This window comes from Bradyrhizobium sp. JR4.1, assembly GCF_040548605.1.
GTDB classification, from domain to species: Bacteria; Pseudomonadota; Alphaproteobacteria; order Rhizobiales; family Xanthobacteraceae; genus Bradyrhizobium; species Bradyrhizobium canariense.
Genome location: NZ_JBEPRY010000029.1, coordinates 16024 through 36680 on the forward strand (window position 1 = coordinate 16024; position 20657 = coordinate 36680).

The window sequence follows — 20657 nt, forward strand, 5'->3', positions numbered from 1 at the left end:
TTCAAACCTCAGTGTTCTCACGTGAGAGCTGGCCGAAACTCGTCCGATATACCGGGAATGGCGCCGAGGAGGGTGCATCATTATGAGCTCAGTCTTGAGAACCTGGGATGGCTTGGACGGAGTTATCGAGACGACGCAGATGATCCCGCCGGCGTCCGGCCATCCGGCTCTCCCCGCTCTCCTCGCCGAAGCAAAGATCAAAATCATTGCATTCCGTACAAACCGGCGTGGTACACATCACCAAGCCGTCATCTTCGCATAGCATGCGATAGAAGAAGCGCTTCCAGCGCATGTTCTTGGTGTTGCGAGCCGCCAGCGGCCCGAAATGGCGCGCCAGGAGGCAGGACAATTCGTCCCGCGTCCGCAGACCGAGATCTTCCCACAAGTGATTAGGCTCCATAGCGCGCCGCGCGATCATCGCTGCCAGCCAGCCGCCGACCTCGCCATGGGTGGAACGTTGCGCAAGCAGGAGGTCGCGCACCATAATCCTCTCGTCAGGAACCGGTAATGCGGACTGTTCGCCCCAGGTCCAGCTCCTGACCGGGGTGGATGGGAAGTATTGCACCAAGAGCGAATTGAGCTCCTGGTTGGTCAAGCCAGCCCGTTCGGGAAGTTCGCCGCCATCCATAGCGGCTGCGGCGAGACCGCAAGCGAGTACATGGCGATCGAAACCGTCAATGTCGTCGATGTCGACTTCTGTTGGAAGGCGCCCCGTCAGAAGGCCGTAGAGTTCGCTCGCATCGCGCTGGTCGGCGACGTCAGCCGCCGATACAAGAGGAGACATCGTATCCCCAATCCTCTTTGTGGGCCGATCATGAAGGTCCGCTTGCTTCTGAGTGGACGATGTCGGCCTTCCCGGTCGAGAAGGCCGACAACATGAGCTATGCCGAAACAGCGGCGAGCTCGGCGGCAGACTTGCCGACTAGGCTCTCGTCGACCGGCTTGATGATGCCGTGCTCCATGAGCATGTCCTCGAGCTCGTCCATGCTGATTGGCGTCGGGATAGCGCCTTGTCCAGCATTATTGTGGATCTTAGTCGCAAGATTGCGATAATGATCCGCCTGCTTGGACTCCGGCGCGTATTCCAGCACCGTCATGCGGCGCAGCTCCGCGTGCTGCACCACATTGTCGCGCGGCACAAAGTAGATCAGCTTGCTTCCGAGCTTCTTGGCAAGCGCATCTGCAAGCTCCAGCTCCTTGTCGGTCTGCCGCTCGTTGCAGATCAGCCCGCCAAGGCGCACGCCGCCGGAATTGGCATACTTCAGAATGCCCTTGGAGATGTTGTTGGCGGCATACATCGCCATCATCTCACCGGACATCACGATGTAGATTTCCTGTGCCTTATTCTCGCGGATAGGCATCGCGAAGCCACCGCAAACGACGTCGCCGAGCACGTCGTAAGAGACGTAGTCGATGTCCTCATAGGCGCCATTCTCCTCCAAAAAGTTGATGGAAGTGATGACGCCTCTTCCGGCGCATCCGACCCCCGGCTCCGGACCGCCGGACTCGACGCATCGAATGTCCTTGTAGCCGAGCTTGATGACGTCCTCGATTTCGAGGTCCTCGACGCTGCCGGCATTAGCCGCCAGGCTGAGAATGGTGTCCTGCGCCTTGGCGTGCAGGATGAGGCGGGTCGAGTCCGCTTTGGGATCACAGCCGACGATCAGAATCCTTTGGCCCAGCTCGGCAAGGGCCGCCAGCGTATTTTGTGACGTTGTCGATTTGCCGATGCCACCCTTGCCGTAAAACGCGATTTGTCTCAGTGAAGACATGTTGCTCTCCATCAACCGATTACCAATTTTTCGCGCGAACGCGCGAGGCCGTTTCTCTCTGAGAAACGTGTGCACACGAGTTTCGGGAAGGAGGCCATCGCTCGCCATCGGCGTCGGCATGCCCTCAGCCCTTGTTCGTTGTTGCTGCATCGAGTTAGCAACTGGCGTGCCATTTCGTTCGCACGCGCATTAAGCGTCTGATCAGGTTAGACAAAATAGCGCGGCGATGCTGTGGCGCAGCCGACAGCCTCAAGAGCTCTGACAGAAACCGAACAAAGCGGCAGCGCGTGGTTTCCACTACAAGTGTCGGGTGAAAGAGCGCGAAACGGGACAGCCTGGCCTTAGCCCGAGAGACCACACGGTACAGATCGCTTTCGAGGATCAAAGCGATCGTCCAAGGCGAATGTTTGATGATCGGCGCGCTTGGTACTTGGCGTCTGATCGGGTGGCATATCGCTTGCTTTGCTTGTGCAGAACGCTGTTTCCGCGTGATGACTTGTGAGGACAATATGCTTGGAATTGGAAGTAAGTTGCCGTCGTTCGACATCACAGGCGTGAAGCCCGGCTTTCACCTGCAAGAGGAAAACGGGAACAATGCATTCGAGACGCTGACGGAGCAGAGTTTCCCCGGCAAATGGAAGATCATCTTCTTTTACCCTAAGGACTTCACATTCGTCTGCCCAACGGAAATCGTTGAGTTTGCCCGCCTGTCCAAGGATTTCGCCGATCGCGATGCAATCGTGCTTGGTGGCTCAACCGATAACGAGTTCTGCAAGCTCGCCTGGCGGCGTGAGCACAAGGACTTGCACCGTCTAGCGATCTGGCAGTTTTCCGACACAAAGGGCGCGCTGGTCGATGGCCTTGGAGTACGTTCACGTGACGGCATCGCTCATCGCTACACCTTCATCATCGATCCTGAGAACACGATCCAGCATGTCTATGCGACAAGCCTCAACGTCGGCCGCAATCCGAGGGACACGCTTCGCGTTCTGGATGCGATACAGACTGATGAGCTCTGCCCTTGCAACCGCGAAATCGGCGGCGACACGCTTAAAATCGGCTGAAGCAACATGTCGACCGTGTAATTGAAAGAGCAGCTCCCGCATTCGAAGGAGGTCGGACCGCGGCTATTCGCCTTTCTGCGGCTTACTCGACTGCAGCGTCAGGGTGATCTGCGTCAGCCGCAGGCCGGCTCTCACGATATGCGGTAGGCCGACGATGCTGGCGCCTGCGGACGGTGCCAAGCGCCTCTTGGAGCCGCTCTAGGTTGCAGTCGCGCGTCTCCAGAAGGCTAGGCAGCAGCGGGACCCAGCTCAGCGCCGAATGATTCTGCCGACGAGCCCATGATCCGCCGGCACGCTCGCGGACCGTATTTCCGGGCTGAGTAAATACTGACAGATGCAATTCGCACAATGGGCGGACGAGTGGCATTATCAGCGCTGATTGAAACCATGACAATCGATGAGGTTTAGGCCAAGTGAGCCGACCGATCGGAAAAGCGGTCAGCTCGTTGACGGCGAGCTGACCTGCGGGGACAGAGACCCGAAATGATCGGCTGGCCAGCGGCCGTAAACCGGCTGGCCGGATCACGCCGGTCGATTTTCGAAATTTGAATCACATCTCAGCGCTGGTGACCCAAGCCGATCCCCAAGTTACGTGCTTTCTGTCTTAGAGAGCCCTCGGATCGCTTCATAAGCTTTGAGACCCGAGCTGCAGGGGTACGGGGCTGTGAGTGCGCTTGAGCAGCTTGACGTCATCTTTACTATACTCTTTGCGCTTGGTGCTTTTGGCCACGTGAAGTTCTCCCATTTCGCTTTGCACATTTGCCTGTAGCGTCTTGTTTTTTGGCGAAGATGCAACTGCTTCCCATTACCATATCGATGGTCATCGACAACTGTTCAAGCGCATTTTTCTATTCGAGATAAGAATGGAACTACACGGGAATTTGTCCTGTACCCCCCTCGATTTCGGTCCGCGTAACAACCCGATTCTGGACATGCACGTGACCCAGCTTCAACATGGAAGCAAACCATAGAAGAGGGACGCTCGATGCATCTTCGAAAGGCGCCTCGAAGAGCCCTTCTTGATTTGACGCCGCGACATCAGCTCACCAAGACATTTCCAGTGTTGATCCGCTGTTGATCCGCGCACCGCTGGATCGGCCGCGGCACTCATACTGCGTCACTTGCAGGGCTCCGCGGCGACTGCACGGGGTTATCACGCGAAGAAGAAACGTCTTCTCCTAATTTATGAAGTTCTGCGGCTTCAGTTACCATAAAGGCGACTCTTGCGATGCCTGAGCGTTAGCTCGTCAGCCGATCGAACACGGCTCGCCCATCCTAATTTGATCTACCGCAGGATCCTTGATTTCATAAGCCACGTTGAGATATCTAGGCCACCTGCCCTCAGCGAACATTTCGGCGAGAGCATCGCCTGCCCGTCTCATGGAGCGGACGAACGAGCGAGCGACCTGATCGCGATATTGCCAGGGCCGGGCGCTACAGCATGGCAAACAACCTGCGCGCCTTGCCGTCCTGTGTGAGCTTGGTATCGGCAGGCGATTGCTTGATCATGAGCTGCCAGAGCGCTTGGCCAGCACAATGCCTGTGGCGCGCTGCGGATTATTCGTGATCTGTGCACAGTGACCGCTAGTGTCGAGCAGATGCAGCTCGAACTCTCCGAGGCGGCGGAAAGGAGTCTGCGTTATGTCGGAGGCGTCGCAACTAATCCAGGCGAGATGTGGAAATTTCTGCCGGAGCGTCAGGCAGGGCTCAGAGGCCGTATCAATGGCGGCGAGCGTCTGCTCGATGTTCGTCAATTCGCCTTCGAGCACCATCTCTGGATCCTTATTGCCAGAACAAACGTTCAGGGTCGGCGTTCAGAACCGCTGTCGCCGCGCAAAGCCGTTGATGGGTCGAATGCCACTCCCAGACGCCCTTGCCGTGATCTTTGCAGAACAGCTGCCATGCCGCCCCAGTCCTATCGTGGTGCAGCAACGCGACCTCGACCACGCCGCCCTCCGCATCGATATTGCCTGAACAGCACGGGCTCTCCACGAGATACCCGCCAGCAACCGCTGTCACCTTTGGCGAGACATATCGGTAGCGCTCGCGCCTCGTCAGCGCGCGCACGATCCGCCACCGGTCGAACTCGTTGGGATGCGCAGGCAATCCGGATTGATGTCGTCTGATGATTGCGGCGTTCATTGCGCGATGTCCCAGACCGCGGAAATTTCTGCCTCGAGGCAGCCGACCACCAATTGCTCGCCGAAGTCGACCATATAAATGGGTAAGTTCGCTTCCGTATGGCGACCGACCTGCACGATCTCACCAATGCGCCCGACGCTGACCAGACACTCTTCCTCCGACGTGTCAGGAAACGAACCGTCGTTGAGCAGATCGATTGCCGCCTTGACACGTTGGCCTGGGCGGTATTTTGGCAATCTTGGCTCGATCATCGGCGTGCCGCTCCTGGTACAAAAGGCTCCTCGCCTCCAGGGAGTCGTCTTACCAGATCGAGCTCCTTGCATTTCATGCCGACGCGATAGCCCGAGTCGAGGAATTCGACCCCATAGATATAAAACTGTTGCAGGAACGTGCCGATCGAGACGACATAGCCAAGCTCCCCTTTCTTGACCAAAACCTCACCGATCTCCTTACCCACGTAAGTGCCGTCGTTGCGGATGGTGCGGTTGGCCCGCACTTTGTCGCCGTAATCAAAGAAGGGCTGGTCCGTCAACTCGACGATTTCACTATCCCGGGCGATGTTGCTCATGCTGTCGTCCCCGTTCCGTGCTTCAACTGTACCGTGCCTCGCGAGCGCCCGACCTTACCGGCGCCCATCACAATTCTCGATCAACCCATCGCCCGCACCGCGCGCGGCTTGCAATCAGGCGTTTCAGAACGGTGCCGGGATCCGTGCGGCAACATCAAGCCCTGCAACTTAAACTCAACATGCTCGAGATAAACATTCGTGAGCCAATGGTTGATGTTGAAGAAGCACTTGACGCGGCACCGACGGAGGCGTGCTTGAGCTCGCAGCGAGCCGCGCGCTTCAGCGCGGGATGCACACAGCCCCAGAGTCGCCTTGATTACCCCGGCAACTGAGGGCATCGCGGACGTCATCACTCACGATCCGGCCCATACGCTCGAGCGTGCCTGACAACCCCGAGGCCCCGATCTTGTGCGCGGGACCGAGCCTCGGCAGTTCTTCGACAGCCGCCGTCCTTGCTTGAGTTGACGGAGAGGTATCTCCAACTTCTTCTTCAACGACAACAGGAATGGCCCGCGAGGTGCTCTCATGGCAGCCGAGTTCGGGCTTCTTGGCGCCGACCGCGCCGAACGCCAGGAAGTTTGTCTCGCAGAATGTAATCGGGTGCGAACGCCTTTGCTTGGCGCAGCTGCATTGTCGGCAACGTCATCGAGGTGATAGGCTGGTTCTGCCGCGCTGGGATGATGCTCGACCGCCTCCACAACGCGCGAGCAACACAGGACTCGGCTCTCGGATGGCGGACTGAAGAAGGCCTCGGGCATGAATGTTGCTCGTTCAATGATCGCCAGGTGATTGGATTGGTGTCGCGGAAGACGAGTCCGCTCTTGGTAGACCCATCGGCGAAATCGATCCTCGACGCTCAAGACGGCGGCCTTCGGCTCGACGGCATAGCCGGACGCGTTCCGTCGACGATCGCGTCGCGAGAATATGCCTTGGTAGCTCGCGAAAAACTCGACGACCGAACCGTCCACCCGGTCTGAGAAGGCGTAAGCCGCGGCCGGGCCCTTCGTCTATGCCGAGCATCATCCACGCGAGTTTCTGAGCCGTTCGTGTGGTGGTGACATCCATGTTGTGGTCCTCAAGGGGGCGCCCGATAGCGTGGCAGTGCTGTGTCGAGCACGCATGTGTTGTCAACCGGACAAACCGCCACGCATTGCGGTTCGTCAAAGTAGCCGGCGCACTCGGTGCATTGCTCCGAATCGATCAGGAAAGCGCCGGCTACCTCGGAAATAGCAAGATTTGGGCATTGCGTTTCGCAAGCTGAACAGCCCGTGCACTGCGAGGCGATGATCTTGAACGGCATTATCTGTGCCCATCCTCAGGCGGCGGAAATCACGGCGTTGTGGCGGGCTGCCGGATCGACCCGTTCAACGTGCTTCATCTTCCCTTCATTGACTTTTTCGAGATAGAGTTTGAACCAGGCGATCGCGGAGGCATCGATGAACTCGCAGGCGTACTGATCGACCGGCTCGATGCCGGCCTCGATCAATTCGGCTTTGGGGCAGCCGCCGATCTTTGACACGAATACGGCGTGGCAATCCTCTATCGCGCCGATGGCGATTTCGAGCTTGCTCTCCTCGCCATGGCCGCCCTGGCAATAGGGCTGGATAGGACGATGGCCGACGAATTTTGCGCCTGAAGTCGAGAGCTCGTAGATCTGGAACTCCGTGGCATGACCGAAGTGCTGGTTGATTAATCCCGAGCCTCTGGTTGCAACCGCCACCAGTACCTTGATTTCGCTGGAAGCGCTGGCGAGCCCGGCAAGCTCCTGCTGCTTGGCCGCGAACTTTGTAATGCGCGCCTCCTCGATTTTGGCCTGATACTCCTTTCGGGGCTGCTCGTCGTACTTGATGTCCATCGTCATGATCTTTTCCATCGTGAACTCCGCGCCGCGGTCCTCGCCGAGCAGTCCGACGGCGTCGGCCCGGCACTGGCGACAGTGACGCATCATGTTCATCTCGCTTTCGCAGCTATCCTGTAGCGCTGTCACTTCCTGTGCTGTCGGGCTGCGTCGCCCGCTGAGGCCGAACACGGTCCCGTGCTCGGGCGACGATATCAGCGGCATCACGTTGTGCAGGAAGGCACCGCGTGACTTCACGGCCCTATTGACCTCAACGAGATGCTCATCGTTAATCTCGGGAATCATCACCGAGTTGACTTTGCACAGGATGCCGCGGGCGGTGAGCATCTCCAGGCCCTGGAGCTGCCGAGTGCTGAGGATGCTTGCCGCTTCGATGCCGGTGTAGCGCTTGTGGCGGTAAAATATCCAGGGATAGATCTTTGCACCAATTTCGGGATCGATCATGTTGATCGTGATCGTCACGTGATCCACCTTGAGTCTTGCGATCGTGTCGACATGATCGGCTAGCGCAAGACCGTTCGTGGAGAGGCAGAGCTTGATATCTGGCGCGAGCTTGTTGATGAGCTCGAACGTTCTGAATGTCTTGTCCGGATTCGCCAGGGGGTCGCCAGGGCCGGCAACCCCGACGACGCTCATCTGAGGGATCGCGGAGGCGACCGCTAGCACCTTCTTGGCGGCCTGCTCCGGCGTCAACTTCTCGCTGGCAATGCCCGGGCGCGATTCGTTGGCGCAATCATATTTACGATTGCAGTAATTGCACTGGATATTGCAAGCGGGTGCGACCGCGACATGCATGCGGGCATAATGGTGGTGCGCCTCCTCGCTGTAGCAGGGATGGTTCTTCACCTTTTCCCAGACCTCATTTGGCAAATTGCCGATGCCCGCCTGAGATCCGCAGCCCGCCTTCCCGCTGCCGCCGATTGTACCGCAGCCCTGCTGCTTACCCATGACTTGCAGACTCTCGCGGATCTCGCCGCATCCGCAGGAGACCTGGTGTTGCGCTGAAGTACTCATCGTTTCAATTCTCTTCGCAAACCGAACCCCTTCGGCAACCATCCTCAGAGTCGTTTCTGAAAGCCAAGAGCAACTGGCGTGCCATGCCCGCTACAAATTATTTTTGTGTTTGGCTTCAAGTAGTTAGGCAACGCTTGCTCGAATGTCAGTTTCATCAAGTCATGTTGGAAAGCTGACAGAGGTTGCGATCACAAGAGCGTTCGCAACATGGTTTTGACCACGAGTAGGTTGCTTCGCCGATGCCCTTGGCAAAGAGCAGAGCGGGTGGCGACGTTGAAAGTTGATCTTCTCGCCACAATGTGACGCCTCTGCAAAGCACAATCCGCAAAGGACCTTCCAGACGCTTTGAATGACGCCCTGCGATTCTTCGTAGATGCAGACCAAGCAGCCCCGTTAGCGACCTATGCCGTGGAAGATCAGGCGGGCCGCTGGGTGACATTCCGGAAGAATTATCAATAACCCCGATGGCCAGGTACCCGACGCGCACGAATTCGACCGTCCGTCCCGCGCCTCGGTGGGCAGCTCTAGGTCGCGCGGTTGTGGATGCCGATCAGATTCAGAAGCTGCTGCCGCCTCGGTCGACATCGCACGAACTGCCGCTCCAACGCTATGTCGCTGATGTCTCATCGAGCCAGCCGATCCTGCTCTTCAGGAAACGGAGACCCAGCACCAATAAGCTGGCTTGCTCCCTGTTGTCCTTGCCACGGCCGTGGCCGCCAGCGGCATGCTCGTGGAAATAAGCCTCATACCCCACGGCCTGCAGCTTTGCTGGCATTTTGCGCGCATGTCCGGGATGGACGCGATCGTCCCGCCGCCTGGTCGCGATCAGGATCGGTGGATAGGACTCTCCGGGCCTTTGCGGCATGATAGGCAGAATAAGTCTTCAGCCACTCCCACTCCTCAGCGTTGTCGGGATCGCCGTATTCGGCGAGCCAACTCGCCCCCGCGCTTGCTGTAGCGGCACATGTCGATCAGCGGGCTCGTGCAGAACAATGTGCCGAATCGTTCGGGATATCGCGTTAGCATGTTGATGATGAGAATGCCGCCGTTCGACCCACTCTCGGCCGCGATCCGTTTGGCCTGTGTCACGCCACGCGTGACGAGATCGGCGGCGACGGCTGCGAAATCATCTGCGACAATCTTTTGCCCAGCCGGCCGGCATCATGCCAGCGCGTGTAACTCACTGCGGCCGCGCAAATTTGACTGAACCGTGGTGCCGCCGCAGTCGAGCCAAAGCTTGCCGAGCGCGGAATTGTGGTACGGTTTCACGCAGAACCCAAACCCGCCAGATCCGCTCATATGGACCAGCGCGTTGCCGGTCTCTCTGGCGGGGGCCCGTCTGTCGATAAGGAATTCGCTCACCATCGCTCGACGTAACCTCGTGCTGCGTGACCACGCAGTGCTCCGCGGCAAACGCCCTCGGCGCCTGCTTGAGCACGGCGGGACTGGCAATGCCCCGCTCCATCAGGATCAGGGACGGCGGCGTGAGCGGATCCTCGACGTGGACCAGCAAGTCGCCATTGCTCTCGGGCGGATAGCGATCGAGAGACCAGACTTCGACACGAAGATCGGGAAGCGCGCCCAATTGCTCGCGGTTCCAGCCATTGCCGGATGCCGCGCAGATATCGAAGACTGGCCGGAGTTCGTCGAGAATACAAAGCACGAGCTTGCCCGTGCTCCAAAAAAAGCTTTGCAGCGCATGGCGCGGGCCCGGCTCGAAGAGGACCTCGAACTGGCGGCTGCCCGCCAGAAACACCGGCAGCGGAATGACGATTACCGAATCCGCGGTATAGGTCCGCCCTGCCACGGACCAGGATTCGCGCGGCTTCAGCGCAAGCCAGTGGTGATGCGACCGCATCCACATGTTGCTTGGCAGATCAAGGCTCGTCTCCGCGCCGGTTCGATCGCCAAGCCAGACTTCGCAATTGGCGGACTCTGTGGCATCGAGGAGCCACATTCTCGGCGGCTCGGTAGCGCCGTCAACAGTGCAACCGACTGACACATGAGCGGCCTTGGTCTGAAAGATCACTGCCGCTTGGTCAACGTGCGTACCACGCCGCCACAGCCTCACCATGCGCGCATAGCCGCTGGTCGCGGCCATGCCCTCACCCCGAGCGCTTGACAACACCAGCATATCAGACTCGAGCCATACGCCCTTACCCTTCGCTTCGGCACGATAAAGCCATCGTGGATGAAGAGCTTCGTGTCGGTATCAAATTCACGAAAAGTCACGGCATCACTTCCGCCGCGCGATAGACCCAACAGCCACGGCGGCTGATTTCCAGGCGGTGCGACCGTCGCGTTCAGAAACCAGTCCTCGTCTTCGCTGACGGCGAGGTGATCGATGTCGAGGAGGAGTTCCGTGATGGCTTCAGCGAGCGATAACTCTTCCAAAGTGGTTCGCCCCTAGAGACCGCGTGGATTGTTGGCGTCCGTCCGCAGATTGTAGAGATACCCGCCGCGTCGGCTGACATAGGGCATATTGTCAGGGCGGTCGTAAATCACGGTTAGCGCATCTTTATCTCGTTCGGCCGCCGGTCCGCCAAACACCTCGAGCGTTCTGCTATTCTGCCGCTCGACAACGTTCAGCGCTCGCGCACCTTCGATCTGTTTCAGCCCCAGATAGGGATCATCGTCTGCAGCGGATGGAGTTGGCTTTCCGGTCCGCGACTTCGTCTGTTTGACCATTCTTCATTACAACCGTTAGCATTGAGGCGCAGCTTCAGGATGGTTCAGGGATTTGCATCGCGAACGTTGCGACTTCTAGGCGCACGATCTAATCTGGACCGGCACGCAACTCAATGTTTTAAAGCTGGATGTTGCGGAGTTAATTGGCCCGACGCTGTTAGGACGCGCGGAAGGAAAGGAGCGGTCTGGCGGCCAGCGCAAGGGACCTCGCGAAGGCCTCCCCGTCAACGCCATGGCGCTGGCCGGATGCCTCAGTGCTGCGCCCAGGCCCAGACATTGCCTTTGGCACCGCGCGGCAGCACGATCTGGGTTCCGCAGGAGGCTGCAAGGACCGCACCCCGCCAAAACTTCCCTGGATAGCCCCCCGTTTGACGAGGTTCCATGGAATCGCAGCATTCATTCTTGAGTTGCTTCGCCTCCGCGCTTCTTGGCGTTGATGGTGATTGGTAGCCTGGTGTCACTCGCCATAGCGGGTAGGTCTAGCACCCAACCGTTCGCGATCCTGATCCAACCACCCCACAGCGTTTCGTGCTCCCACTCGACAATCGGCTCCTCAAGATCTTTCTTAGGTACATAAATCGAAAGACCCGTTTCCGGCGAACGACGAATCATGACTTTCATAGGAGCTCCGCAGGTTGCGAACTCGCGTCCGCGCGCTCCTGACACGCACGCCACAAGGCTCTCTGTTTGGCAGTGATCTCCGGCAGAACTTGCAGGACACGATCGATCTCATCCGGCGCGGTCTCGTGCGAGAGCGAGAAGCGAACCGCACCGCGGACAAAGGCCGGTGGTAGGCCCATGGCGCGCAGCACATGGGACGGCTCCATCGAGCCGGACGCGCAGGCCGAACCGAGTGAGGCGGCAATTCCGTTGCGGTTGAGCTGGTGCACGATAGCCTCTGCTTCGAGATGCTCGAAGGCAATGTTCGACGTATTTGGCAACCGGTTCTTGATTTCACCAAGCACCATGCAACAGCCGAGAGCGAGAATGCCTTGCTCCAGCCGATCGCGAAGGGCGCCAATCTTCATCTGCTTTTCTTCGAGGTGTGCCGCAGCGAGTTCCGCGGCCTTGCCGAGCCCAACAATGCCGGGAACGTTTTCGGTGCCAGCGCGGCGACGCCGCTCCTGTGGGCCGCCGAAGATCAACGGCCGTAACTCGACTCCCTTGCGCACGTACAGGGCGCCGATCCCCTTTGGGCCATGGAGCTTATGGGCAGAGAGCGAAAGCATATCGATCTCCGTACTCTTCAGGTCCATCGGAATCCGCCCGACCGCTTGGACCGCATCGGTGTGAAAGAGCGCGCCGACCGAGCGCGCCATCTTGGCGAGGGATTTCACCGGAAAAATGGTACCGGTTTCGTTATTGGCCCACATGACCGAGACGATCGACGTGCGCTTTGACAATGCGTTGCGATAAGTTTCCATGTCCAATCTGCCGCTTGCATCGACCGCAATCAGGTGGGTCTTGATTCCTCGTCGGGCCAGCTCCTGGACAACGGACAGCACGGACGGATGCTCAACGGCCGTCGTGACGATCTCGTCGCGTCCCTCCTGCACGGCGAGTGCGGACAGGATCGCTGTATTGGCGGATTCAGTTGCGCCCGAGGTGAAGACGACCTCATGATCGAATGCCGCGCCAATCAGGGCCTGCAGCTTCCGCCGCGCCTGTTTCAATGCGGGCGCAACCTCACTGCCGAATGCATGCGCGGACGACGCATTGCCGAACTGCGCAGAGAAGAACGGCAGCATTGCCGCGACCACCAAAGGATCCGCACGGGTCGTCGCGTTGTTGTCCAGGTAGATCAGCCGCACGGGCTCTCCCCTCTGCACTTAACGTCCTAATTTGGAGCCCGGAAGCGGGATCAGGTGGACGAACACTGCGCGCCGCTCGATCAGGCGCGCCCGAATGGCGGCCACCGTCCTGCCGGCAACCTTACACAACACGCAAAATTCGGTGAGCCTGACCACGATCTTGTTGCATCGATTTTGACGAGCTCACACCGTCCGCGATCACGCCTGAGGCTCGGCCGAATCTCATCGAGCACGGCGCGGATAATCCGCTCGCGATCGAAGGCTCAACAGTCAAAGACTGCTTCGTTGGCTCATCCTCAAGGCCCATGTCCATGCTCTTCCATTGCGGGTCCGAACGCGGCTCAGCTGAACGATTTGCCGCAGGAGCAGCTCGAGTTGGCATTTGGGTTATCGAAGCGAAACCCTGATCCTTCGAGCGACACCATGAAATCGATCGTGGTGCCGTTGAGATACGCTTGGCTCGCGTTATTGACGAAGAGTTTAACCCCGCCTTGTTCGATCACGGTCTCATCGGAGCTCGGCTCATGAGCAAGATCCATTTTATATGTGAACCCTTGACAGCCGCCGCCTTCGACCATAATCCGCAAACCGCTTGCGGCCTGCGTCGTCGAGGCGATTGCAGCCTTCAGTACGTTTATGGCGCTATCTGTTAGATGGATCATCTCTGGCTCGCTCTCAGTTCCTGTCGCAAGGCCAAATTCGCAAATCCCATGCCAGTTGAGATGCAGCTGAAATCAGTTCGTTTTGCAGGAGCCCAACGTTCGATTTGCGACCCGTCGGCTTTGCGACAGGCGGATTTGCCACGTCCGGACGCCGTTCGGCCAAGAACTCGTATTGTGCCGGCACTTAACGGGACGGCAAACAAATTGCATAGAGGTAGCGGACACGTCGCATTGGGCGACGCATGCATACCACACTCTGATGAGGAGGCTCCATGACGTCGATCGACAACACCGCTCTTGGCCCGTTGGACAAGGAAGGGCGCTTGCTGAATGCGGTGCTCAAGAGCGAAACAACGAAGTCGGGACGATTTGGATTTCGAGGCGACATCGCGCTGAAATTTCAAGCCCAGCTCGCCGACGAAAAACGACCGCCTGACTATTCTATCGAACAAGTTCTCGCAATCGCGCAGGAGGGCGAACCGACCATCGCAGTTCTTGCCGGATATCTGCATTCGTTTGCGTATCTACCTGAGGCCGCAAAGGTGCTGGACGGCAGGCTGAGCCCCGAAGGCAGCTATTTCATGTTCTGCAACAACATTGATCTGCTCGCGAAGTACCGCACCAAGATAGGGGACATCACCTTCCGCATTCTGCCTTGTGACGAATCAACGGTGTGGAAAGAGATGATGGACCTCGCCGGCGTCGAGAAGAATGACATCAAGAAGCTGGGTACCGCCGGTAGACTCGACTACTTGCTCGACGCGGCCAAGGACATCGATGGATCATACACGGACATCTCATACGAGGACGGCCTGGCTAAAATGCAGCCGGTGAAGAACAGAAGCGAAAACCGCCCCGTCTGAGGAAGCGCCTCAGGCCCTCTCTCTCGCCAGCTCAGCGGCTGCTGCCGCAGGCGCGGGGTTGTCGTTCCAGCACAATCGAGTTGCCGCCGGGCATGATGACGCGGGTCCCAAGAGGATGCGGCTCTGGCCGAACGCGACAGAGCTGTCGTCGTTGCCAATCAGCTTCGCATCCTGGCGAATCAGCAGATATTTTCCGGACGGACTAACATAAACGGCCTGAGTAAGCTGCGCGGTGATCTGGGTGCGGTCATGGGATGACAGCAAAAATGCTTCCAAAGTGACCATCGACCAGGAGTTCCAACATCTGCTTGCCAAGCGGGCGATGGCGACAAGCGGCCAGACACTGCTTCTGTTCAGCAAAGAAGGCTCAGCCACTATGGTCGAATTCAAGGCTCCGGAGTGTCGATGACGAACATGTCAGCGACCTTTCAGAGTACGCTCATTTGCTTGCGGCGAAATCGGGAGGCGGGCTGAGGCAATTTTACAGTTATCTTATCGCGACATGGTCAATCCGCTGCCCTTGAGCGGGTCGTGGACACGTTTTTCAGTCGCGGGATGGTTCAATTTAGCCTCCGTTTGGGCCCTCGTAGTTGGGCGAGGCCTATTTTGAGCTGCTCCACTTCGGCGACGTCATCGAGCGAGCAAAAAGCGGTTGGCGTATGCCAAAACAAACACAAGCTGAATCTAAGTCGGCACAATCGTTGAAGCCGCGTGTTGCCTTTCGCCGCACCTTCTGACGGGCGCATTGCCGAGATTCGGGCAATCGGGACGTTTGAGCCGCCATCAGTCGGTTTGACCAAGATTCCCAACTGCGGCGAAGGAGAAGCGCCCGTGGGGTAGAACGTTTAGCATTGATCGGTGTGCAGGCCGCGGCAGAGGGTGTGCAGGCGGGCGTCAGTGGGCGCAGGCTCGCTCGATAACGATCAAGTACAGTTTTGGAGCGAGATTCCTGAGCGGGCCGGCTATAAGCGTATTGAACGGAAATGAGCGCCGGACCGGCATTCTGGAGTGACGGCACCGCATTTGGACTTCTTGGCTTCGTGAAGAAAGGGTTGGACGCAGTCCCGGCGCCCGGCATCGTTGAGCGAATGGCCTCGATCACGTGCGGATCGAAACTGCGTCATGTTCGCCGCTCGAACCCGCGCCTCTTCGAGGGAGCCGGACGCATATAGGCGACGGAAAACGGGCGGGCTCAAGAAATTTCCGCAGACCGTCATTATGGATAGGAGGTAAGCTCAGGGCCCAAGTGGGGGGCGACTCGAAGCCGTTGAGACGGGTTGCCGACGACGCTGGTCCAAGCACGAGAAGCTGAACTCGTTCTGGAGAGCTCGCGGGAGCGCCTGGGTGCCTTTCACGAGCGTCGCCGCCTCTTGATTATCGAGCTGCAGAGCTGGGTGCGCGAGGAGCGTGCCAAGCTCTCCAGGAACAACCACACGGCCAGCGCGAACAGTGCAAACGGGGGACAGGGCAAGCCGGACTCGGGGCTATGCCGCCCCGAGCTACTTGCGGCTTCGCGGCCGATGGCGCGCTGGTCTACTCGGCTGCCGCTCGTGGAGAGCGGCCGACAATGACGGTGAGGAGCCCCTGGCCCCACAGCCGCTTGGCGGCGGCCTTGACGTCGTCCAGCGTCACCGCGTCGACGATGGCGTTGCGCTTCTCGATATAGTCGATCGGCAGCTTGTCCTGCTGATTTTGCAGCAGCGCCTGCGCAAGCTTGGAGGAGGTGTCGAGCGCCAGCATCTGGGAGCCCTTGAGGTAGGACTTGGCCTCATCGAGCTCCTTCTGGGTGGGACCCTCCTTGGCAATGCGGCACACCTCCTTCTGGATCACCTCCATGGTGTCGCGGGCGCGGTCGGCGCGCGAGCCGGTGTTGCCGATGAAGACCGCCGAGTGCTCCATCCAGCGCAGCGACTCGGATACCGAGTAGGCAAGCCCGCGCTTCTCGCGGACCTCGCGATGGAGTCGCGAGGACAATCCGCCGCCGCCCAGGATGTGATTGACGAGATAGGCCGCCATGAAGTTCGGATCGCTGCGCTTGACGCCAGGGCCGCCGAAGGTGATCACCGTTTGCGGCACGTCGAGCGGCACGAAGGCGACCTGCGGCGGCTTGGCGGCACCGATTTCGGGGACCGGGACGAGTTTGCCATTGGTGGGTAGGGCGCCGAACGTGTGGTCGAGCAGCTTGCCGAGCGTGTCCGGATCCACGTCGCCGACGACTGCGACCTTCAGCCCATCCCTGGCAAGCACGCGGCCGACATAATCCTTCATGTCGGCGACCGTGATGGTCGGCACGCTGTCGAGGGTACCGTTGGTCTGCCGGCCATAGGGATGCTCGCCGAAGGCGATCTCCAGGAATTTCCGGCTCGCCAGCGACGTCGGCTTCGTGGTGTCGCGGCGCAGGCCCGACATGACGTGCGAGCGGATGCGCTCGACGTCGGCGGTGTCGAAATGCGGCGAGGTCAGCGCCATCCGCAACAGGTCGAACGCTTCGTCCTTGTTGTCGCGCAGCATGCGCAGACTGCCGCGGAAGGTGTCGGGGTCGGCACCGAACGAGAGCTCGATGGCGCGGCGGTCGAGGCGTTCGTGGAAGGTTTTGGAGTCGAGATCGCCGGAGCCCTCGTCGAGCAGGTTCCCAACGAGATTGGCTACGCCGGGCTTGTCATGGGGATCCTGCGCCGAGCCGCCGGCGAAGGAATATTCCATCGCGATCAACGGCACGGTCGCGTCCTGGACGAACCAGGCCTCGATGCCGCCCGGCGAGACCAGGTGCTGGATCTTTGCGGCCGCTTGTGACGGCCAAATCGTAGCCAGCACGAGCACCGCGCCGGTTGCAACGGAAAATGCGGCGCGCCGCAAGCGACTGAATGGATGGGTCACGAACGCTTCTCCTCGCGCTTGGTGGTGGCAGTGTCTTTGATCAGATGGCCCGTCACAGAACGCTTCTTCTCGAGGCATTTCTGTGCGACGGCGCGAACCTGTTCGGCGGTGACCGCGCGGATGCGGTCGGGCCAACTTTGAATATCCTCGATCGACAGGCCTGTGCTGAGCCCGCCGCCATACCAGCCTGCCAGCTCCGCCTGGTCGTCCTGGGCGTAGATCGCTTCCGCGATCAGCCGGCTCTTGACCCGCTCCAGATCCTCGGCGCGGATCGGGTTCTGCACCACATCGGCTATGACACCGTCGATCACCTGCTCGACCTCTGCGAAGCTGACGCCGGATTTCGGCGCGGCCAAGATCGAGAACTGCGTCGGATCGAGTGAAATGCTCGAATACCTGGCGTTGGCGAAGACCGCGAGTGGCTTGTCGACGACAAGCGCGCGGTAGAGATAGGAGTTGCTGCCGCCGCCCATCAACTGCGCCAGCACGTCGAGTGCCGCGCTCTCACCGGCCGCGGCCGTCGTGGCCGAGGGCACCAGGTAAGAGCGCTCCATGCTGGGCTGCTCGACGAGCGGGTCGGACAGCGTGACGGTGCGCGGTGCGGCCGGCTCCGGCTCCTGCGGGCGGATGCGCCGCGCGGGGATCGCGGGCTGGGCCGGGATTGAGCCGAAATTGCGCTCGACCAGCGGGCGCACGTCGGCGGCCTCGACGTCGCCGGCGATTACCAGGATCGCGTTGTTCGGCGCGTAGAAGCGGCGGTAGAAGGCGAGTGCGTCCTCGCGATCGAGCTTCTCGATCTCCTGGTGCCAGCCGATCACCGGCCGGCGATAGGGATGATTGAGATAGAGCGCGGCCATGATCTGTTCGTTGAGACGCGCGTCTGGGCTGTTGGCAACGCGCATGTTGTACTCTTCGAGTACGACGTCGCGCTCGGGCAGCACGTTCTCGTCCTTGAGGATCAAGCCGGTCATGCGGTCGGCCTCGAACTCCATCATGGTCGGCAGCTGCTCGCGCGGTACGTGCTGATAGTAATTGGTGTAATCGACCGAGGTCGAGGCGTTCTCGTGGCCGCCGACGCGGCGCACGGTCTGGGAGAACTCACCGACCGGGTGTTTCTCGGTGCCCTTGAACATCAGGTGCTCGAGAAAATGGGCGAGCCCGGACTTGCCCGGTGTCTCATCGGCCGAGCCGACGCTGTACCACATCATCTCCGTGACTACGGGCGTGCGGTGGTCGGGGATCACCACGACTTGCAGACCGTTCTGAAGCATGAAGCTCGCTGGTCGTTCCCAGGTGGGTGTGATCTGGGCAAGAACGCTCCTGTTCACGGGAGCGCACGGGGAGCTCGGATCCGGGCTATTTTCTGTTTTGGACTCGACCGCCGGCGCGGTACGCGTCATCAAGGCCAAGGCAAAAATGGCCGTGCCTAGCACCTTGATTGTCAGGGACCTGGAATTCTTCATGTCATGGCCTTTCAGTAGAGATCCACGTTCTGCAGCGGACATCGCGACAAAGCAGGTGAGCCGCACGCCGTTGGCAAGCAGTAGAGCAAATGTCGGGCCAATCGCCTGACACCTCTGCGCACGGGCCGCTGCGCGGCCAACTGCACGCAAGCGAACCGCAAACGCGTGTCTTCTCTCCGAAAGCCAACCCGCACTTTGTTTGGTGTCCGCCAACATGTTGCGAACACGACATTGCACACGAACCCGCAGACAACTCGCCGCCTCGCCGTTTCCCCAATTTTCTGAGCACCCCTACCCGACTGGTTTGCGAAGGCTTGAACGGCTCGTCGCAGGGAGCCGCACCAACTGCCGAATGCATGCGCGGACGACGCATTGCCGAACTGCGCAGAGAAGAACGGCAGCATTGCCGCGACCACCAAAGGATCCGCACGGGTCGTCGCGTTGTTGTCCAGGTAGATCGGCCGCACGGGCTCTCTCCTCTGCACTTGACGTCCTACTTTGGAGCCGGGGAGCGGGACTCGGGCCGCACTCATCGAGCACCGCGCGGATAATCCGCTCGCGATCGAAGGCTCAACAGTCAAAGACTGCTTCGTTGGCTCATCCTCAAGGCCCATGTCCATGCTCTTCCATTGCGGAATGGTCCGAACGCAGCTTAGCTGAACGATTTGCCGCAGGAGCAGCTCGAGTTGACATTTGGGTTATCGAAGCGAAACCCTGATCCTTCGAGCGACACCACGAAATCGATCGTGGTGCCGTTGAGATACGCTTGGCTCGCGTTATTGACGAAGAGTTTAACCCCGCCTTGTTCGATCACGGTCTCATCGGAGCTCGGCTCATGAGCAAGATCCATTTTATATGTGAACCCTTGACAGCCGCCGCCTTCGACCATAATCCGCAAACCGCTTGCGGCCTGCGTCGTCGAGATGATTGCAGCCTTCAGTACGCTTATGGCGCTATCCGTTAGATTGATCATCTCTGGCTCGCTCTCAGTTCCTGTCGCAAGGCCAAATTCGCAAATCCCATGCCAGTTGAGATGCAGCTGGAATCAGTTCATTTTGCAGGAGCCCAACGTTCGATTTGCGACCCGTCGGCTTTCCGACAGGCGGATTTGCCACGTCCGGACGTCGTTCGGCCAGAACTCGTATTGTGCCGGCACCTAGCGGGACGGCAAACAACTTGCATAAGGGTAGCGGACACGTCGCATTGGGCGACGCATGCACACCACACTCTGATGAGGAGGCTCCATGACGTCGATCGACAACACCGCTCTTGGCCCGTTGGACAAGGAAGGGCGCTTGCTGAATGCGGTGCTCAAGAGCGAAACAACGAAGTCGGGACGATTTGGATTTCGAGGCGACATCGCGCTGAAATTTCAAGCCCAGCTCGCCGACGAAAAACGACCGCCTGACTATTCTATCGAACAAGTTCTCGCAATCGCGCAGGAGGGCGAACCGACCATTGCAGTTCTTGCCGGATATCTGCATTCGTTCGCGTATCTACCTGAGGCTGCAAAGGTGCTGGACGGCAGGCTGAGCCCCGAAGGCAGCTATTTCATGTTCTGCAACAACATTGATCTGCTCGCGAAGTACCGCACCAAGATAGGCGACATCACCTTCCGCATTCTGCCTTGTGACGAATCAACGGTGTGGAAAGAGATGATGGACCTCGCCGGCGTCGAGAAGAATGACATCAAGAAGCTGGGTACCGCCGGTAGACTCGACTACTTGCTCGACGCGGCGAAGGATATCGATGGATCATACACGGACATCCCATACGAGGACGGCCTGGCTAAAATGCAGCCGGTGAAGAATAGAAGCGAAAACCGCCCCGTCTGAGGAAGCGCCTCGGACGGTCTCTCGCCCGCCGACGAGCGTG

At 59.3% G+C, this 20657-nt stretch carries 16 protein-coding genes and 5 pseudogenes; 3 read left to right on the forward strand and 18 right to left on the reverse strand.

Features of this window, described 5'->3' with window-relative positions:
- Positions 1–88: 88 nt before the first annotated feature.
- Positions 89–816 (reverse strand): annotated as a pseudogene (locus ABIB90_RS35570) (nitrogen fixation protein NifQ).
- A gap of 65 nt (positions 817–881) precedes the next feature.
- The gene (gene nifH / locus ABIB90_RS35575; protein WP_027515627.1) at positions 882–1772 is read right to left on the reverse strand and encodes a nitrogenase iron protein; all 891 of its coding nucleotides are present in this window, start codon (positions 1770–1772) and stop codon (positions 882–884) included.
- A gap of 509 nt (positions 1773–2281) precedes the next feature.
- Here nifH and ABIB90_RS35580 point away from each other — a divergent pair.
- The gene (locus tag ABIB90_RS35580) at positions 2282–2836 is read left to right on the forward strand and encodes a peroxiredoxin (RefSeq protein WP_354101475.1); all 555 of its coding nucleotides are present in this window, start codon (positions 2282–2284) and stop codon (positions 2834–2836) included.
- Between the two features lie 557 nt (positions 2837–3393).
- Here ABIB90_RS35580 and ABIB90_RS35585 read toward each other — a convergent pair.
- The 11 genes and pseudogenes from ABIB90_RS35585 to ABIB90_RS35655 all read right to left on the reverse strand — a co-directional run bounded on the left by ABIB90_RS35585 (position 3394) and on the right by ABIB90_RS35655 (position 13579).
- A pseudogene (locus ABIB90_RS35585) lies at positions 3394–3581 on the reverse strand (hypothetical protein).
- Positions 3582–4341: 760 nt separating this feature from the next.
- Positions 4342–4608, reverse strand: coding sequence for a DUF6129 family protein (locus ABIB90_RS35590; RefSeq protein ID WP_354202433.1), 267 nt, complete (start codon positions 4606–4608; stop codon positions 4342–4344).
- 10 nt (positions 4609–4618) lie between these two features.
- A complete protein-coding gene (locus ABIB90_RS35595; RefSeq protein WP_354101466.1) occupies positions 4619–4978 on the reverse strand; it encodes a DUF3024 domain-containing protein in 360 nt (119 codons plus the stop codon).
- Positions 4975–5229: a nitrogen fixation protein NifZ gene (locus tag ABIB90_RS35600; RefSeq protein WP_354101465.1), complete on the reverse strand. Its 255-nt coding sequence runs from the start codon at positions 5227–5229 to the stop codon at positions 4975–4977. Before ABIB90_RS35600 ends, ABIB90_RS35595 begins: the two co-directional genes overlap by 4 nt.
- Entirely contained in the window at positions 5226–5546 is a 321-nt protein-coding gene (locus ABIB90_RS35605; RefSeq protein ID WP_354101464.1) for a nitrogen fixation protein NifZ, read from the reverse strand. The genes ABIB90_RS35600 and ABIB90_RS35605 overlap by 4 nt, the downstream gene beginning before the upstream one ends.
- Before the next feature lie 1075 nt (positions 5547–6621).
- Positions 6622–6846: a 4Fe-4S binding protein gene (locus ABIB90_RS35610; protein WP_084462149.1), complete on the reverse strand. Its 225-nt coding sequence runs from the start codon at positions 6844–6846 to the stop codon at positions 6622–6624.
- Positions 6847–6861: 15 nt separating this feature from the next.
- Positions 6862–8418 (reverse strand): nitrogenase cofactor biosynthesis protein NifB, encoded by a 1557-nt coding sequence (gene nifB / locus ABIB90_RS35615; protein WP_354202434.1) that lies wholly within the window; start codon positions 8416–8418, stop codon positions 6862–6864.
- Positions 8419–9025: 607 nt separating this feature from the next.
- A pseudogene (locus ABIB90_RS41710) lies at positions 9026–11106 on the reverse strand (prolyl oligopeptidase family serine peptidase).
- A 396-nt stretch (positions 11107–11502) separates the two neighbouring features.
- Positions 11503–11727, reverse strand: coding sequence for a putative nitrogen fixation protein NifT (gene nifT, locus ABIB90_RS35645; protein WP_354101459.1), 225 nt, complete (start codon positions 11725–11727; stop codon positions 11503–11505).
- On the reverse strand, positions 11724–12917 hold the full coding sequence (gene nifS, locus ABIB90_RS35650) for a cysteine desulfurase NifS (RefSeq protein WP_354101458.1): 1194 nt from the start codon (positions 12915–12917) through the stop codon (positions 11724–11726). Before nifS ends, nifT begins: the two co-directional genes overlap by 4 nt.
- 341 nt (positions 12918–13258) lie before the next feature.
- Entirely contained in the window at positions 13259–13579 is a 321-nt protein-coding gene (locus ABIB90_RS35655) for a HesB/IscA family protein (protein WP_354101457.1), read from the reverse strand.
- Positions 13580–13851: 272 nt separating this feature from the next.
- Between ABIB90_RS35655 and ABIB90_RS35660 the strand changes: the two genes are divergently transcribed.
- The gene (locus ABIB90_RS35660) at positions 13852–14442 is read left to right on the forward strand and encodes a hypothetical protein (protein ID WP_354101456.1); all 591 of its coding nucleotides are present in this window, start codon (positions 13852–13854) and stop codon (positions 14440–14442) included.
- 49 nt (positions 14443–14491) lie between these two features.
- On the opposite strand, the pseudogene ABIB90_RS35665 reads toward ABIB90_RS35660, so the two are convergent.
- From ABIB90_RS35665 to ABIB90_RS35685, 5 genes and pseudogenes are all read right to left on the reverse strand, one after another.
- Positions 14492–14682: pseudogene (locus tag ABIB90_RS35665) on the reverse strand (TrbI/VirB10 family protein); the annotation flags it as partial.
- A 1293-nt stretch (positions 14683–15975) separates the two neighbouring features.
- On the reverse strand, positions 15976–17319 hold the full coding sequence (locus ABIB90_RS35670; protein ID WP_027515612.1) for a M16 family metallopeptidase: 1344 nt from the start codon (positions 17317–17319) through the stop codon (positions 15976–15978).
- Positions 17316–18590 carry a M16 family metallopeptidase gene (locus ABIB90_RS35675; protein ID WP_156948650.1) on the reverse strand — a complete coding sequence of 425 codons (1275 nt, stop codon included), beginning with the start codon at positions 18588–18590 and terminating at the stop codon, positions 17316–17318. Before ABIB90_RS35675 ends, ABIB90_RS35670 begins: the two co-directional genes overlap by 4 nt.
- A 536-nt stretch (positions 18591–19126) precedes the next feature.
- A pseudogene (locus tag ABIB90_RS35680) lies at positions 19127–19249 on the reverse strand (aminotransferase class V-fold PLP-dependent enzyme); the annotation flags it as partial.
- A gap of 185 nt (positions 19250–19434) precedes the next feature.
- Positions 19435–19755, reverse strand: coding sequence for a HesB/IscA family protein (locus tag ABIB90_RS35685; protein WP_354101455.1), 321 nt, complete (start codon positions 19753–19755; stop codon positions 19435–19437).
- A gap of 271 nt (positions 19756–20026) precedes the next feature.
- Here ABIB90_RS35685 and ABIB90_RS35690 point away from each other — a divergent pair, with 271 nt between their 5' ends.
- Positions 20027–20617, forward strand: a complete 591-nt coding sequence (locus ABIB90_RS35690) for a hypothetical protein (protein ID WP_354202437.1) — start codon at positions 20027–20029, stop codon at positions 20615–20617.
- Positions 20618–20657: the final 40 nt, after the last annotated feature.

Coding starts and splice junctions, on each gene's coding strand:
- ABIB90_RS35690 (WP_354202437.1), top strand. CDS start 20,027: ATGACGTCGATCGACAACACCGCTCTTGGCCCGTTGGACAAGGAAGGG.
- ABIB90_RS35595 (WP_354101466.1), bottom strand. CDS start 4,978: ATGAACGCCGCAATCATCAGACGACATCAATCCGGATTGCCTGCGCAT.
- ABIB90_RS35660 (WP_354101456.1), top strand. CDS start 13,852: ATGACGTCGATCGACAACACCGCTCTTGGCCCGTTGGACAAGGAAGGG.
- ABIB90_RS35605 (WP_354101464.1), bottom strand. CDS start 5,546: ATGAGCAACATCGCCCGGGATAGTGAAATCGTCGAGTTGACGGACCAG.
- ABIB90_RS35675 (WP_156948650.1), bottom strand. CDS start 18,590: ATGCTTCAGAACGGTCTGCAAGTCGTGGTGATCCCCGACCACCGCACG.
- nifT (WP_354101459.1), bottom strand. CDS start 11,727: ATGAAAGTCATGATTCGTCGTTCGCCGGAAACGGGTCTTTCGATTTAT.
- ABIB90_RS35610 (WP_084462149.1), bottom strand. CDS start 6,846: ATGCCGTTCAAGATCATCGCCTCGCAGTGCACGGGCTGTTCAGCTTGC.
- ABIB90_RS35590 (WP_354202433.1), bottom strand. CDS start 4,608: ATGGTGCTCGAAGGCGAATTGACGAACATCGAGCAGACGCTCGCCGCC.
- ABIB90_RS35600 (WP_354101465.1), bottom strand. CDS start 5,229: ATGATCGAGCCAAGATTGCCAAAATACCGCCCAGGCCAACGTGTCAAG.
- ABIB90_RS35580 (WP_354101475.1), top strand. CDS start 2,282: ATGCTTGGAATTGGAAGTAAGTTGCCGTCGTTCGACATCACAGGCGTG.
- ABIB90_RS35655 (WP_354101457.1), bottom strand. CDS start 13,579: ATGATCCATCTAACAGATAGCGCCATAAACGTACTGAAGGCTGCAATC.
- nifB (WP_354202434.1), bottom strand. CDS start 8,418: ATGAGTACTTCAGCGCAACACCAGGTCTCCTGCGGATGCGGCGAGATC.
- nifH (WP_027515627.1), bottom strand. CDS start 1,772: ATGTCTTCACTGAGACAAATCGCGTTTTACGGCAAGGGTGGCATCGGC.
- ABIB90_RS35685 (WP_354101455.1), bottom strand. CDS start 19,755: ATGATCAATCTAACGGATAGCGCCATAAGCGTACTGAAGGCTGCAATC.